16 protein-coding genes are annotated in these 14,474 nt (G+C 53.3%); 9 read left to right on the forward strand and 7 right to left on the reverse strand.

The genetic code is table 11. The features are described from left to right. Positions 1–89: 89 nt before the first annotated feature. A complete protein-coding gene (gene ubiD, locus FCL42_RS07795; RefSeq protein ID WP_136862837.1) occupies positions 90–1,556 on the forward strand; it encodes a 4-hydroxy-3-polyprenylbenzoate decarboxylase in 1,467 nt (488 codons plus the stop codon). Between the two features lie 80 nt (positions 1,557–1,636). Next, a complete protein-coding gene (gene fre, locus FCL42_RS07800; protein ID WP_136862838.1) occupies positions 1,637–2,329 on the forward strand; it encodes an NAD(P)H-flavin reductase in 693 nt (230 codons plus the stop codon). 68 nt (positions 2,330–2,397) lie between these two features. Here the strand turns inward: fre and ubiA are convergent, their stop codons facing one another. From ubiA to FCL42_RS07825, 5 genes are all read right to left on the reverse strand, one after another. Next, entirely contained in the window at positions 2,398–3,270 is an 873-nt protein-coding gene (gene ubiA, locus FCL42_RS07805; RefSeq protein ID WP_136862839.1) for a 4-hydroxybenzoate octaprenyltransferase, read from the reverse strand. 85 nt (positions 3,271–3,355) lie between these two features. Then, the gene (locus FCL42_RS07810; RefSeq protein WP_136862840.1) at positions 3,356–4,981 is read right to left on the reverse strand and encodes a methyl-accepting chemotaxis protein; all 1,626 of its coding nucleotides are present in this window, start codon (positions 4,979–4,981) and stop codon (positions 3,356–3,358) included. A 113-nt stretch (positions 4,982–5,094) separates the two neighbouring features. Beyond that, on the reverse strand, positions 5,095–5,598 hold the full coding sequence (locus tag FCL42_RS07815; RefSeq protein ID WP_169308329.1) for an aminoacyl-tRNA deacylase: 504 nt from the start codon (positions 5,596–5,598) through the stop codon (positions 5,095–5,097). Between the two features lie 79 nt (positions 5,599–5,677). Next, positions 5,678–7,858, reverse strand: coding sequence for a DNA helicase II (gene uvrD / locus FCL42_RS07820; protein WP_136862842.1), 2,181 nt, complete (start codon positions 7,856–7,858; stop codon positions 5,678–5,680). Between the two features lie 71 nt (positions 7,859–7,929). Then, complete coding sequence (locus FCL42_RS07825; RefSeq protein WP_169308330.1) at positions 7,930–8,649, reverse strand: HAD-IA family hydrolase; 720 nt, start codon at positions 8,647–8,649, stop codon at positions 7,930–7,932. Positions 8,650–8,930: 281 nt separating this feature from the next. Between FCL42_RS07825 and FCL42_RS07830 the strand changes: the two genes are divergently transcribed. The 7 genes from FCL42_RS07830 to FCL42_RS07860 all read left to right on the forward strand — a co-directional run bounded on the left by FCL42_RS07830 (position 8,931) and on the right by FCL42_RS07860 (position 13,143). Then, positions 8,931–10,274, forward strand: coding sequence for an ATP-binding cassette domain-containing protein (locus FCL42_RS07830; protein ID WP_169308331.1), 1,344 nt, complete (start codon positions 8,931–8,933; stop codon positions 10,272–10,274). Further along, on the forward strand, positions 10,264–10,890 hold the full coding sequence (locus FCL42_RS07835) for an energy-coupling factor transporter transmembrane component T (RefSeq protein ID WP_169308332.1): 627 nt from the start codon (positions 10,264–10,266) through the stop codon (positions 10,888–10,890). Before FCL42_RS07830 ends, FCL42_RS07835 begins: the two co-directional genes overlap by 11 nt. Then, positions 10,891–11,427: a core component of ECF transporter gene (locus FCL42_RS07840; RefSeq protein WP_136862846.1), complete on the forward strand. Its 537-nt coding sequence runs from the start codon at positions 10,891–10,893 to the stop codon at positions 11,425–11,427. Then, a complete protein-coding gene (locus FCL42_RS07845; protein WP_136862847.1) occupies positions 11,427–12,149 on the forward strand; it encodes a DNA-binding protein in 723 nt (240 codons plus the stop codon). The genes FCL42_RS07840 and FCL42_RS07845 overlap by 1 nt, the downstream gene beginning before the upstream one ends. Positions 12,150–12,160: 11 nt before the next feature. Then, the gene (locus FCL42_RS07850; protein WP_136862848.1) at positions 12,161–12,370 is read left to right on the forward strand and encodes a hypothetical protein; all 210 of its coding nucleotides are present in this window, start codon (positions 12,161–12,163) and stop codon (positions 12,368–12,370) included. 113 nt (positions 12,371–12,483) lie between these two features. Next, entirely contained in the window at positions 12,484–12,813 is a 330-nt protein-coding gene (locus FCL42_RS07855; protein ID WP_136862849.1) for a DUF2956 family protein, read from the forward strand. Between the two features lie 69 nt (positions 12,814–12,882). Further along, complete coding sequence (locus tag FCL42_RS07860) at positions 12,883–13,143, forward strand: cell division protein ZapB (protein ID WP_136862850.1); 261 nt, start codon at positions 12,883–12,885, stop codon at positions 13,141–13,143. On the opposite strand, the gene FCL42_RS07865 is transcribed toward FCL42_RS07860, so the two are convergent. Then, on the reverse strand, positions 13,140–13,352 hold the full coding sequence (locus FCL42_RS07865) for a DUF1107 family protein (RefSeq protein ID WP_136862851.1): 213 nt from the start codon (positions 13,350–13,352) through the stop codon (positions 13,140–13,142). The two genes, FCL42_RS07860 and FCL42_RS07865, sit on opposite strands and share 4 nt — an antisense overlap. A gap of 496 nt (positions 13,353–13,848) precedes the next feature. Continuing rightward, positions 13,849–14,448, reverse strand: coding sequence for a thiol:disulfide interchange protein DsbA/DsbL (locus FCL42_RS07870; RefSeq protein ID WP_136862852.1), 600 nt, complete (start codon positions 14,446–14,448; stop codon positions 13,849–13,851). Between the last annotated feature and the right edge of the window lie 26 nt (positions 14,449–14,474).

Genomic DNA, 14,474 nt, shown 5'->3' on the forward strand with positions numbered 1-14,474 from the left:
GACATTAGTCCTGTCCACTAGTATACTAGAGCGCAAATTGGTCGACCGATTGCCGATCAAAAAACGACCACGCAAGTCGAGAGTAACACATGAAATTCAGGGATATACGAAAATTTATCGACCACTTGGAAGGCGCCGGTGAACTCAAGCGCGTCACCACCGAAGTGGACCCTTATCTTCAAATGACCGAGATCAGCGACCGCGTTTTACGCAGTGGCGGTCCAGCACTGCTATTTGAGAACGTCAAAGGCAAACAGATGCCGGTTCTGGCCAACCTATTTGGCACCCCCAAGCGAGTGGCGATGGCGTTAGGCCGCGACGATCCAAGCGCCCTGCGAGAAGTGGGAGAACTGCTGGCGTTCCTGAAAGAGCCAGAAGTACCGTCAGGCTTTAAAGATGCCATCTCCAAGGTGCCGATGTTCAAGCAAGCCCTGAATATGCCGCCGAAACGCGTCAGCAAAGCCCCCTGCCAAGAGGTGGTCATCAGTGGCGATGACGTTGATCTGACCCAACTGCCGATTCAGCACTGCTGGCCCGGCGACGTGGCACCCCTGGTAACCTGGGGTCTCACCATCACCAAGGGCCCTAACCAGAAACGTCAAAACTTAGGGATCTATCGCCAACAGTTATTGGGTAAAAATAAGCTGATCATGCGCTGGCTGGCCCACCGTGGCGGCGCCCTCGACTACAAAGATTTCCAGCAGAAACATCCAGGTGAGCGCTACCCTGTTTCCGTGGCGCTAGGCTCGGATCCGGTCACCATTCTTGGTGCCGTCACACCGGTGCCGGACGCCATGAGCGAATACGCCTTTGCCGGGTTACTCCGCGGTGAGCGTACCGAGGTGGTTAAATCCATCAGCAATGAGTTAGACGTACCCGCCCACAGTGAGATCATCCTTGAGGGGTATTTAGAGCCAGGCGAAGAGGCCGATGAAGGCCCTTATGGGGATCACACTGGATACTACAATGAGGTCGAGCGCTTCCCAGTGTTCACCGTTACTCACATCACCATGCGTAAAGATGCCATCTACCACAGCACCTACACCGGCCGACCGCCGGATGAGCCAGCCATGCTGGGTGTGGCCCTAAACGAAGTATTCGTACCGATCCTGAAAAAGCAGTACCCAGAGATCGAAGACTTCTATCTGCCGCCAGAAGGCTGCAGCTACCGCATGGCGGTGATCACCATCAAAAAACAGTATCCTGGTCATGCCAAGCGAGTGATGATGGGCGCGTGGAGCTTCCTGCGTCAGTTCATGTACACCAAGTTCATCATCATCTGTGACGACGACGTCAATGCCCGCGACTGGAACGACGTTATCTGGGCACTGACCACCCGCGTGGATCCCACCCGAGATACGCTGATGGTAGACAACACCCCCATCGACTATCTGGACTTTGCCTCGCCGGTGGCGGGCCTGGGCTCCAAGATGGGCATTGATGCCACCAACAAGTGGGAAGGGGAAACCGACCGTGAGTGGGGCGAACCCATTGTGATGAGCGATGAGGTCAAGCAGAGCGTCGACGCCATCTGGGATCAGCTTGGCATCGATTAGGCCAACAGATAAATGTGACTGGCATCACATCAAGGGCGCAGATACAATGCGCCCAGTCATTAATGAATAATGAGATAACTATGACAAGGATCAGCTGTAAGATCGCTTCGGTAACGCCGTTTTGCGATACCGTATTTAAGGTGTGCTTGACTCCACCGCAAGCCATCCAGTTTCAAGGTGGCCAATACCTGACGATTGTCATGGGCGAGCAAGATAAGCGTCCGTTCTCCATCGCTTCCGGCCCAGATCGCAACCATGAGATCGAACTGCACATCGGTGCCGCCGTGGCTGAAGGCTACGCCATGGAAGTGATTGAACGGCTGAAATCCAGCGACAGCATTGAAGTAGAACTGCCTTTCGGTGACGCCCAGGTTCGCTTGGATAGCCAGCGCCCGCGCATTCTGATCGCCGGTGGCACTGGGTTTTCCTACATCAACAGCATCATGGAAGCTTTGATCGCAGCCGGAGATACCCAAACCACGTTCCTGTACTGGGGCAGCCGTGACAACGACGCCATGTACCTGAAGCAGCGAGCGCAGCAGTGGGCTAACGAGCATGCTCATCTGCACTTTATTCCAGTGTTTGAAGCTGAAGCCAGCGAGCGCCAAGGGACGGTAATCGACGCAGTCTGCGAAGACTTTGTGTCTCTCAAAGACTACGACGTCTACATTGCCGGCCGCTTCGAAATGGCCGGAGCAGCTCGAGAAGCCTTCCGCCAAAAGGGCATCAACGAAGACCACCTGTTCGGCGACGCCTTCGCTTACATCAAGTAAGCAAGCCAGACTGAACGCTCAAAAAAACCGCCATAGTGGCGGTTTTTTTATGGAACCGATTATAGGGCTCAGAAAGCACCACTTCCCAGCACCACGCCAGCGAACAGCGCCAATCCAGCCCACTGATTATTCAGAAATGCTTTAAAGCAGTTATCTCGGTCACGATTGGCGATCATCCGCTGCTGATGTACAAACAGAGTTGCCATCACGACAAGCGCCAGATAGTAAGCCACTCCCAATTGCTGCAGCCAGCCAATGGCAATCAATAACCCAAGAGTCATTACTTGCAAGCCCGCTATCCAGTGACGGTCCCAACGACCAAACCAGATGGCCGTCGAACGGATACCCACTTTGAGGTCATCTTCCCGATCCACCATGCCATACATAGTGTCGTACGCCACCGTCCAGCACCAGTGAGCCACAAACATCAGCCAAGTTATGGTGGAAACCTCACCGGTTTGAGCGGTAAATGCCATGGGGATCGACCAGCTCCATACCACGCCCAGCACCATCTGCGGCCCAGGAAAGAAGCGTTTGCTAAAAGGGTAAAAAATAGTGAGCGCCATCCCCACAAACGACATATAAACCGTGGTGGTATTGAGTGTTAGCACCAAGGAGAAACAGATCAGCCCCAGCACTACAAACAGCAGCAGCGCATCACGAGACTTAAGCTCGCCCGTCGCTAAGGGACGGGATCGGGTTCGAGCTACGTGGCGATCCAGGTTACGGTCGGCGTAATCATTGATGATGCAGCCATTGGCCCGGGTTAACCAAACACCAAGGAAAAACACCAAAAAGATGTAGGGATCTGGTCCAGCACTGCCGGAGGCAAGCCACAGTGCGGCCATGGTCGGCCACAATAAAAGAAAGGTCCCAATTGGCCGGTCCAATCTGGCCAAACGCAAATAGGGATCCAAACGATTTCGCATTACAGCAAGCATCTTCCGTGCCCGTCTTATCGCTTTTAGATGCTTGCCATTATGCGACATCGCTGTGGTTTTTCCTAACCGGAAATTTCAACTCCCACTAGAACCGAAACCGTTTAAGCTGCCCCAATAAGTGGTTGGATTGTTCAAGCAGCGACTGGCTTTCCAGTGATACCTGCTGAGATTGTGACTTCACCTCCAAGCCCGCATCACTGGCTTTGATGAGGTTCTGATTGATCTCTTCCGATACCGTACTTTGCTCCTCCGCGGCGGTCGCAATCTGGCCAGCGCGATCGTTGGCGTCACCAATCTGATTGGCGATGCTCTCTAGCGCCTGCGCCATCTGCTGGCTCTCTTTGGCCGATTCGCTGGCTCGACTGGCGCAATCTTGCATCGCTTCAACGGAGTTCAAAGCCCCTCGCTGTAGCGATTCCACCGTCGACTGCACCTGAGTGGTAGACTCTCGAGTACGGGCGGCCAGTTGTCGAACTTCATCGGCCACCACCGCAAACCCTCGGCCCTGTTCACCGGCCCGAGCGGCCTCAATGGCGGCGTTTAACGCCAATAGATTGGTTTGCTCTGAGATGGCATTAATCACTTCGGTGATCTCGCTGATCGCCTGAACCCCTTGATGAAGTTCGCTGATCTGAGCCGCGCTCTGCTCAACATTGACCACCAGTTCATTAATTTGAGCTTCGGTTAGGTGCATACGCTGACGGCCATCGTTACTGGCGCCAGACGCATTATGGGTCGACAACGCCGTTTGCTCCGCGTTGCCCGCCACCTCGGCGATGGTGTGGCTCATCTCATTGACCGCCGTTGCCACCTGTTCCAGTTGCGAATGCTGGTCCTCCGCAGCATGCTCGCCATCGGACGCCAATTGAGCCAGTGCCTGGGCATGGGCCTGGGCGTCGTTAGCGGTTTGCTGCACCTCGGTCAGCACCTTAACCAGAGCCATTCGCATCTTCGTCAGCGCATCAGACAGATGGCCTAACTCATCACCGCGATCCAACTGTGGCGCAGACGCTTCACTGAAATCACCATTGGCCATGGCATCGCAGGCGTGCTCTAGCTCGCCAATGGCACCACTGATGTCTCGGCGGATAAAGTGGCTCACTATCTGGGTCACTATGGTGGCGATCACCGATACCCACACCAGCTTCAGCACCAACTCAAAGAACAATTCCTGTAAGCCTTGGTGCACTGCACCAACGCCGACAATCCAGCCCCATTGGCTGTCACCAATCACATAGGAGGTTTTCTCAAGTTTGGGGCGATTGGGAATATTGAGGCGATAGGTAAGGAAGCCTTTACCCGATTTGGCCACAACGTCCACCATCGTCTGCCAATGATGCTGACCATCCGCATCGGTTTGGTCACGCATATCTTGGCCAAGTTGATCGCGACGATAGGGGTGTGCCTGTAGGCGCCCTTGGTTATCAAGCACCCAGAAGTAGTTATCGCCCTCAAACCGCAGCGCCATTACGGCGTCTCGGGCCCGCTGCTGCGCTTGTTCACGGCCAATTTCTGGCTCTAGGGACTGATAGTACTGAAGCAAGGAACTGGCTTGTTCCACATGAGACATCAAAGCCTGATCCCTTGCTTCGCTAATGCGATTTTGAAGCAAGTTTGCGGAGAAGATCAATAGCCATACCGTGGCCACAATTGACAGTATTACCAGTAGCCACAGCTTACTGCCAAGGGAAATCCGTTTTAAAAAATTCACTTTTCATCCGACATATGCAATTTTAACATATGCAAAAATTACCTATTTATTAGGTAATTACGATGATCCAGATCATATTAAATCGGATTATTTAGATTTGCTTATTTTGCTTTTTAATTGATGCGCCGCTGACCATAATCCACTTCCGGTTGAATACTGAACTGCCCGTGGCGATGATCAAGCATCAGCTTTCCAAAATCCCTCTGCATCACTTTAACCAGTTGCTGGTGATCCCCTGCTTCAAAGAAGACCTGCGACTGCTCCAGCAGGGTGTCATCCACAACCATCATCAGATGATAAGCCTGCCCCAGTGCTGGCACGGCACCAAATTGACAGTCAGGAAATCGCTGCGCCGCTTTCACCTCTGGTACAACAGAGAGACTGCGATCGAGCATCTGACCAAGAAGGTTCAGTCGTAGACGTCGATCCGCCGGTAAAATCGCCAACAATCGTTGGCCTTGATGGTCTTCCAGCAGCACCGCTTTGGCGACCTGTCGTTGTGGGATTCCGGCGCTGATGGCCGACTGAACGGCAGTTTCCGAGTAAGGGTGGGAAACCAACTTGAATGGGATCTGGTGGCTAATTAAATAGTCATTAACGCTGATTGCGATAGCCATAATAATGCCTCCTAAACCAGAGTTCTTATCAAGTTTAGGAGGCCAAAGCGCGAATGGCGAGCTGATTGATATTAGGCCGTTAAACCGCCTGTAATCGGGCGTAAGCCACCACCAGCCACTTAATACCCTGACCATCAAAGGCCACTTGTACCCGGCTTTGGGCGCCACTGCCTTCGTAATTAATGATCACCCCATCACCAAACTTAGGGTGTTTCACCCGCTGCCCCAATTTAAAGCCGGTGGCATCGAAGCTCTTTTCGGTCTGCGTAAAGCGGTTGGTCGGCTGAACCTGACTTACTTGGGTCTTAGGACGAATGTGCTCAAGATGCTGTTCAGGGATTTCGCTCAAGAAGCGTGATGCCTTGGCAAAGGTTTCTCGGCCGTAGATACGGCGACTTTCCGCATAGGTGATAAACAGCTTCTGCATGGCTCGAGTCATGCCCACGTAGCAAAGGCGGCGCTCCTCTTCGAGGCGATCCCCCTCCTCCACCGCTTTCTGGCTGGGGAACATCCCCTCTTCGACGCCACACATGAACACCAGCGGAAACTCCAGGCCTTTGGCGGAGTGCAATGTCATCATCTGCACCGCATCTTCACTGTCGCTGGCCTGATTGTCACCGGCTTCCAAGGCTGCATGGGCCAGAAAAGCGTTAAGATCGCTCATGTCTTCGGCCTCCTCCGGTTTCTCGAAAGTACCGGCGGCGGTCACCAATTCCTGTAAGTTCTCTACGCGGGCTTCGCCTTTCTCACCCTTCTCCTGTTCGTACATGGATTTCAGTCCCGAAAGCTGGATGACCTTATCGGTGGCCAGCTTCAAGCTGAATTCGGCAATCTCATCGTCGATGTCGCCAATCAGATCCATGAAACCACGAACGGCGTTGGCGGCACGCCCTGACAGCGCTTTCTCATTCAGCAGCTGCTGGCAACTGCGCCACATCGACAAACCATGCTGGCGAGCGGCGGTACGGATGATGTCCAAAGTGCGATCGCCAATACCACGGGCTGGGGTATTCACCACCCGCTCAAAGGCGGCATCGTCACTGCGATTGGCCACCAGTCGCATGTAGGCCAAAGTATCTTTAATCTCCTGACGTTCGAAGAATCGCAGGCCACCGTAAATGCGGTAAGCCACCTGCTGGTGCAGCAGTGCTTCCTCCAACACCCGAGACTGAGCATTAGAGCGGTAAAGGATGGCACAGTCAGACAAAGCACCGCCCTGCTCCAGATGTTGCTTGACTCGGCTGACAATAAACCTGGCCTCTTCCAGCTCATTAAAGGCTTGGAATACCGCGATCAGTTCACCATCCGAACCGTCGGTCCACAGCTCCTTGCCCATGCGTTCGGCATTATTCGCGATCAGGGTGTTTGACGCCTTCAGAATGTTGCCGGTGGAGCGGTAGTTCTGTTCAAGGCGGATCACCTCAGAGCCCTTAAAGTCATCGAGGAACTTATTGAGGTTTTCAATCTTGGCACCACGCCAGCCATAGATGGACTGATCGTCATCCCCCACGATCATCACGTTACTGGTGTTGCCCACCAACAGTCGCACCCAAGCGTATTGGATGGCGTTGGTATCTTGAAACTCATCCACCAGCACATGACGGAACCGCCCCTGATAATGGGCCAAAATATGCGGGTGACTTAGCCACAACTCGTGGGCCCGCAGCAGCAGTTCGGCAAAGTCCACCAAACCGGCGCGATCGCAGGCTTCTTGGTAGGTGGTGTAGATGCGCAGCAGCATCTGCTCCATAGGATGATGTCCAGCATCGATGTGCTTAGGACGTAAACCATCGTCTTTCTTGGCGTTGATGTACCCCATCGCCTGACGCGGTGGCCAGCGCTTCTCATCCAGATCCAAGCTTTTCAAGATGCGGCGGATTAAACGGTATTGATCATCGGAGTCGAGAATCTGAAACCCTTCTGGCAAATTGGCTTCCTGGTGGTGGGCTCGCAAAAGGCGATGGGCTAAGCCGTGAAACGTACCGATCCACATGCGATTCATCGGTCCGCCCACCAAGGATTCAATACGGTGACGCATCTCCGCTGAAGCTTTGTTGGTAAAGGTTACCGCCAGAATGGAAAATGGGCTCTCGCCCTGCTCATTCAGCAGCCAAGCGATGCGATGGGTTAGAACTCGGGTCTTACCACTGCCCGCTCCGGCCAAGACCAGCACCGAGCCTGGTGCGGATTCAACGGCGGCGCGTTGTTTGTCATTCAGAGAGTCAAGCAACTCAGAAGCGGTGGCCGGCGAAGGGGACATTGGGTAACTCCGATGAGAAAAAACGCCACTATAGCAAACTCCGCCCCCAAGCCACAAAAAACACTGAATATTTAACCAGTAGTTGGCAGTGCCAGCAGCTCCTTGAGGTCGGCGAAAGCCAGCGTTGGCAAACCATGAGTTAATGGCCGCACGGCCTGACCATAAGGCGGCGTTAACCAGCCACTTTGGCAACCTGCCAAGTTGGCTCCATGCACGTCGGCCTTGGGGTGATCGCCAATGTGAAGCAGTTGGCTAGGGTCAATATTCAGTCGCTGGCAAGCGATATCAAACAGTTGCGAGCTGGGCTTCATGTCACCATCAACTCCCGCCTTGAGCACCAGCGAAAAAGGCGCATCCGGCCAAAACTGCTCAAGATCCGCATTGCCATTAGTGATCGCCGCCAGCGGCCAACGCTGAGCCAGTTGATTTAGGGTCTCAACCACCTCGGTATCCAGCGCGATCTCTGAGCGCCAACGCAAAAATGACGTCATCGCTTGCGCCACTAACGCTTCCGCCTCCTTGCCATGGCCAAGCTCAATAAGACCCGCCAATAGGCAGTGGCGACGCAGCTCGGTGGTGTTATGAATCAGCTCAGGCTTACTCGCCAGTTGCTGACGTTTTTGATGCTGCCAAAAACCACGGTCACTGACCTCAGGAGCGGGCAAGCGCTCACCGAGCCACCGAAGCAGGTTGTGCTCGGCGGCAATCAACACCGGCTTGTTGTTGTAGAGGGTGTCATCCAGATCAAAACTGATGGCGGCAATGGGCCGTAAGCGACGATAAAACTTCATAACAGGCTGCATAAAAGAGTTTGCTCAAGCATACCTGCATTGCCGACAAAATGCCCATTCTCTGGCCAACAGCCCCTATGGATGCCACCCGCAATCAAAATGACTTCCCTGAGACTTTTTGTCTAAGCCCCGTTGTCATTTCTGGTCAGTTTAGTTTTTATTTGGGATTGCGTGTTGATCCAACTCGACAATTGCCGACGTCAATATTGAGCAGAATGTGATTCCGGTTTGAAATGCGGAAACTTGCTAATCCGTTTCAACCCCCTTTTCAGCATCAGGTCATGGTTCAACTCGCTCGCACTATCACATCCGCTACTCAGGCTGCCAACGCCCAAATAGCCAAACCTGTGATCTCCCTGAAGTCACTGACAGCAAAACGTCAGCAGCAACCACTATGGCCAGTGATCAATTTTGAGCTTGGCGCCGGTGAATTGGCGGTGATCAGTGGCCCAACCGGTTGCGGCAAGAGCACATTGCTGCAGATCATGGCCGACCTGATCGAGCCCAGCTCTGGCATGGTGATCGCCCCCGAGCAGGTGGCGCTGATTCTACAAAACCCCAGCATTCAAGTGATTCGGGAGCAACTGGGACCAGAAGTCGCTCTGGCGCTGGAGGCTCGTGGCATCGACAGTCAACAGATGCCCAAGCTTGCTCGCCGAGCTCTGGAGCAGGTGGGATTGGATTACCCCTTAGAGCACGGCACCCACGCGCTGTCCCATGGACAACAGTATCGACTGCTGATAGCCGCACAACTGGTGGTTTCACCCCAGCTACTGCTGTTGGATGAGCCCTGGGCGCAGTTGGATGATGTTGGCTTTTGTCAGCTGCTGCAGCTCATTGAGCAGCTACGCCAACAAGGGATGGCTGTGGTGATCTGTGAGCACTGGTCGTCGCCCTACGCCAACATTGATCATAAATCCTATCGATTGGATCCCTTAGGGCTCAGGCTCACTCAGGATGCTAATGCGCTGCCGATGACTGCGTCGATGCCCTTAGAGCTGGCTACGCCAAGAGTAACCGCCAAAATGGTGATGAGCCTGAATGAGCCCCTCCTAACTTTAGGGGAGCACAAGCAGCTTCAATGCCGCCAATTGCGCGCCTACCAAGGGGAATTTGTGGTGATCACCGGCGTCAATGGCAGCGGCAAAAGCTCGCTGCTCAACGCCATTGCAGGCATCACCCCGTGGCAACAGGGAAACAGTGACGCCCAAAGCCTACACCTAGTTTGGCAAGAGCCGAGCCGACAACTCTGTTGTCACAGCGTGGCCGCGGAGTTGCAACTGGGCCTGACTCGACTCGAGCTTACGGAGACTGAGCGTCAACGTCGCCTTAACGACACCTTGGCGGAGCTGGGGCTAACTGACATCGCCGAGCGCTCTCCGATGACCCTCTCCTACGGCCAGCAGCACCTCACCGCCATCGCCAGCCAGTTGTGTTTGCATCCCGAACTGCTGCTGCTGGATGACCCCTTTGCAGGGCTGGATCCCCTCAGTCAGCAGCGTTTGCTGTTGGCTCTGAAACAGCGCTGTGAAGCGGGAAGCTGCATCGTCATGACCAGCCACCGCCCTTTCCTCGGCGCCCACCGCCAATGGCGAATTGAAAATGGGGTGCTGGATGAACATTAAACCCAACACAATAACCCGAATTAAGCTTCTCTTGGTGCCTCTGCTGTCGGTAGCGGCGCTAGTGATTCCTTTGGAGGCGTTGCTGATATTGGCTGCAATGAATTTGTGGGCCATTCACCGCCAACCGAATGCGCAGCGCATCCACTACCAACTGTTTCGCGTAATGCTGATCCAGACGTTGATGATCGGTTTGGTCTACCTGCTTCGGTTTGGCTTCGAGCGCCTTCCAGATGCTCTGGAGCTTAGCCTGCGAATGCTGGTGATGATCCTGCCCGGATTGTGGTATTTCCTATCCACCCCCAGCCACAGAACCCTCAATGCGTTGCGAGGCGTGGTCAGTGATCGTCAGGCGTTGGTGCTGTCCACCAGCTTGTCACTGATGCCAAAGCTCATCAATGAAACCAAACAGCTGTATCAACTGCAGCGGATTCGAGGCGCCGCCATTGCCCCTAAAGACATGTGGCGCTTCAAGGCATGGAAAACCCTAACTCAACAGGTATGCCTTCCGGCGCTAATCCGCTTGATTCAACTCACCCAACAACAAGCCTTAGCCCTCAAAGCCAGAGGCTTCACAGACAACCCCAACCAACCCATTAGTCATTATCCGAGTGAATAGATGCGACGTTTTACCCTAGCCGATGCCCTACTGCTCAGCGGACTGGCCCTGCTGCTGGTCTGCTTCAAAGCGGTAGTGCGCCTAAAACTGGGCCTCACTGGCCACTCCATGTTCTTCATGGTGTTGATATTTCTATTAGCCCGAGGCCTCGTGCCTCGAACCGGCTCTGTACTCTACTGCGCCGTCATGACTGGGTTACTGGCGCTCATCATGGGGGTTGGCAAAGGCGGGCCTCTGATCTTACTGAAGTTTGTCCTGCCAGCCATGGCAATGGAGGCGGCCTTGCTGTTTGTTGCCAGTGCCCCTTGGGCTTTGATGCCATCCATTCTGGTGGCCTTAGCAGGCCTGATTGCTTGGGTTGCCAAGGGCGCTTTCGAGCTGTGGCTGGCTAACGCCGACATCGCCGTCATTCTGCTGCAAATGGGCTGGAAACTGCTTGGCGGCGGACTGTTTTCTCTACTCGGGGTTATCTGCGCCCGCAAACTGGTGCAACTGCTGGCCCATCATCAACTGATTCCTGACGCAAGGAGACCATAATGACTCTGTTTCTGTGTATCGACGATACCGATGAGATCGGCACCAAAGGCACCGGTGAACTGGCGGAAGAGTTGGCCACCATCATTGAAGGCTGCAATTGGGGGCAATGCTCTGCGGTCACTCGGCACCAACTCTATGTCCATGACGACATCCCCTACACCTCTCACAACAGCGCCATGTGTTTTGAGATAGAGAATCACGCCAATCCAGAAGCAATTCAGCAACTGGCCAGTGAGTTTCTACTTAAACACGCAGCCCCAGGCTCCGATCCTGGGTTGTGCTTGTATCAATACAACGAACAAACCAAGGAAGCGCTGATTCGTTTTGGTATTCAGGCGAAGGTGGAGGTGCTCAATAAGGCGCAAGCCTACCAAGTGGCGAAGGACAATGGCGCGCTGCTAACCGAACACGGCGGCACGGGCGATGGCGTGATCGGCGCCCTAGCGGGCATTGGCCTGCGAATGCAGGGGTGCGACGGTCGATTAAAAGGGCAACTTCAACTGGACAAAGACCAGCCGCGCTACACCGTGTTCGACCTGCTTCAACATCCCCTAGTTGATCGCGTCATGGATCAACACCACCACAGCCTCCGCTGCGATCTGGAGTTCGAACTAAAGGGCAAGTTAAAAGCCATACGCTGGCAGCACCAAAACTGCGTCATCCTAGTTCAGGAGAACAACTACTACCACAACGCCCAAAAACAGCACCTTAAACGCTACTAATGGAATCCGCGATGAACAACGCCCTAATTCACTACGCCCGAGCCCAAGGGAAGATGTGCACTTTGTATATGGATGACGATGAAGACGAGCAGGTGGATGAAGCGCCTCGCTCCTGCCTGAACTGCGGCTATCGGCGGTGGTTGGCCACCGGCTTTCGATGCGTATACCCCAACCACAGCAATCCACCGCAGTTTACTGGGGCCAATAGCCTGACGACATAACGAGCCTATCACCCGTTCAAAAATACAATGGGTTGGCCAGAAACTGCGATTGGGTATTGATTAAAAAGACTATCCGATACACTCTGGCCTCCTTGCCAACAAACGGGGCTGTAATGAAAAACAAACAACACCAAGCCATCTCGCCACAAACGGTCAGCGAAGCCGAACGCATCGCCAAGGCCACTCAGAAGCCGGGCCAAACCAAAGATCAGACCAAGCTGATCGCCAAAGGCATTGAGAAGGGCATTGCCGAATATAAGAAGCGGGAGAAAGCCAAAGCAAGAGAGCGAGACAAGCTAAAAAAGCGCACTGCCAGAGCCAAAGCTGAACCGGAAATGGAAACCTCAGTATCCGAAGCGCAACCAAACTCAACCACCTCACTGCTGCCTTGGGTTTTGTTGCTCTTAAGCTGGATCGGTTTTATCGCCTATCTATTGGTATAAAAGCCGTGATAACGCCTACCAGCGCTGATAGAATCAAGTTCTAGTCAATCCGTTAAGTAGTACATTCCTATGAGCTTAGAACTATTAGATAAATTGGAGTCTCGCGTTCAATCCGCGCTTGAGACCATCGAAATGCAGCAGATGGAGCTGGAAGATGAGCGTGCTCGCAATGAGCAGCTTGAACAGCAAGCCACTGAGCTGGAGCAGCGTAATCAAGAGTTGCAACAGCAACTGGATGCGTGGAATCAGAAAGCTCAGGGCCTACTGTCCCAATTCAATCAGTTGGAAGGGCAACAACAAGCTGCCCCAACCTTGAGCGAACTCGCTTAAGCCTGCGCGGCTGCTGCAGCATCAGGCTGTAGCAGCTGATTCAACTCTTTCACCACCTCTCGTACCTTCGGCAGTGTGTGCGCCGGCATCACAAACCGACCCGCTTTAAACTCCAGACGTCCCACATGTTTTACGAGCACCACGCCATCACGAAACACACGAGCGTGCTTGGCAATCATCCTTGGTGCATAGATAGGGAAAGTTCTCACCGAAAAAATCCTTGTTTTATTCTGGTAGATGCAGTCAATCAGACCGCGGCAATTGTATTTAGTTTTGCGGACAATACAACCTGCTAATAAAAGTTTGATGACAAGCAAGTCGTAACGATTATTTTCCTATTGCAAACTTGCATTATGTTAGCAACTTGTTAGTTTGAGGGAGCAGTGTTCCTAACCGCGAAGACAAGCGCGCTGTATCTCGATCTGGAAGGGTATGGGGCTGAAGGATTGATGAAGCTGGATTCGCATTTTGATCGGTAGAGTTACCGATCTTTTTTTGGCCCACCTGATTGCATTCAATATTCAAAAATAGCTAAATCCATTAACGGTCATAAAAAATGGGCCATTAAGGCCCATTTTCAAAGTCTTATACCAACCTGATTAAGTAGGTGCTCTACCTAGTGCACCGAAGAATGAACGTTTTAACCCCAGAACGGGCAGCCAGCACTCATGGTCAGGTCTCGATTCAAGTTGGTATCAATGTGGTTTAGTCGCGCTTTTTCGCCAGATAGTTCAGCAAATCAACCATCTGCTGCACGCTCTCGATGCCACCGAGCTCAACCTGATACTTGCCGTTAACGATCAGCGCTGGAACACCGCGGATATTCATGTCCACCTGCTCTTTCTTCCACTGCTTCATCTTAGAGTTCACCATGAAGCTGTTGGCGGCCTTGTCGAATTGGTCGCCGCTTACGCCGTTATCCACGAAGAACTGCTTCAGCTCGCTGGTGGTAGCGAAACGCTTGCCAGACTCCTGAACGGCCTTAAACATCGGCACCTTCAGTTGGCCCTCTTTCTTAAGCGTCTGCATCACTGCCAGAGATTTCACCATCTCAACGCCGTTGAAATCGACGTGCTTCTGCTCAAATTTCACATTGGCGTCCAAACCCTTTTTGATGTTTGGAATGTGGCGAGTCTCGAAGTTGTAGCAGTGTGGGCAACCAAAAGAGAAGAATTCGGTGATTCGAGGTTGTCCCTGAACGGGGGCAGAGCTCACCACTTTATAGTGAGTACCCTCGACAAATTGAGCCGCCATCGCCATCGGCGCCAGCAGAAGAGAGAACGCAATCGCAACCAGTTTTTTCATAATCATTTCTCAAACAATGTTGTGTT

The sequence above is a fragment of the Ferrimonas aestuarii genome, assembly GCF_005116665.1.
Lineage (GTDB): Bacteria > Pseudomonadota > Gammaproteobacteria > Enterobacterales > Shewanellaceae > Ferrimonas > Ferrimonas aestuarii.

Excerpts from the sequence above, each read along its gene's own strand:
- ubiD (WP_136862837.1), top strand. The coding sequence starts at position 90 with ATGAAATTCAGGGATATACGAAAATTTATCGACCACTTGGAAGGCGCC.
- fre (WP_136862838.1), top strand. The coding sequence starts at position 1,637 with ATGACAAGGATCAGCTGTAAGATCGCTTCGGTAACGCCGTTTTGCGAT.
- ubiA (WP_136862839.1), bottom strand. The coding sequence starts at position 3,270 with ATGCTTGCTGTAATGCGAAATCGTTTGGATCCCTATTTGCGTTTGGCC.
- FCL42_RS07815 (WP_169308329.1), bottom strand. The coding sequence starts at position 5,598 with ATGGCTATCGCAATCAGCGTTAATGACTATTTAATTAGCCACCAGATC.
- uvrD (WP_136862842.1), bottom strand. The coding sequence starts at position 7,858 with ATGTCCCCTTCGCCGGCCACCGCTTCTGAGTTGCTTGACTCTCTGAAT.
- FCL42_RS07825 (WP_169308330.1), bottom strand. The coding sequence starts at position 8,649 with ATGAAGTTTTATCGTCGCTTACGGCCCATTGCCGCCATCAGTTTTGAT.
- FCL42_RS07830 (WP_169308331.1), top strand. The coding sequence starts at position 8,931 with ATGGTTCAACTCGCTCGCACTATCACATCCGCTACTCAGGCTGCCAAC.
- FCL42_RS07835 (WP_169308332.1), top strand. The coding sequence starts at position 10,264 with ATGAACATTAAACCCAACACAATAACCCGAATTAAGCTTCTCTTGGTG.
- FCL42_RS07840 (WP_136862846.1), top strand. The coding sequence starts at position 10,891 with ATGCGACGTTTTACCCTAGCCGATGCCCTACTGCTCAGCGGACTGGCC.
- FCL42_RS07845 (WP_136862847.1), top strand. The coding sequence starts at position 11,427 with ATGACTCTGTTTCTGTGTATCGACGATACCGATGAGATCGGCACCAAA.
- FCL42_RS07850 (WP_136862848.1), top strand. The coding sequence starts at position 12,161 with ATGAACAACGCCCTAATTCACTACGCCCGAGCCCAAGGGAAGATGTGC.
- FCL42_RS07855 (WP_136862849.1), top strand. The coding sequence starts at position 12,484 with ATGAAAAACAAACAACACCAAGCCATCTCGCCACAAACGGTCAGCGAA.
- FCL42_RS07860 (WP_136862850.1), top strand. The coding sequence starts at position 12,883 with ATGAGCTTAGAACTATTAGATAAATTGGAGTCTCGCGTTCAATCCGCG.
- FCL42_RS07870 (WP_136862852.1), bottom strand. The coding sequence starts at position 14,448 with ATGAAAAAACTGGTTGCGATTGCGTTCTCTCTTCTGCTGGCGCCGATG.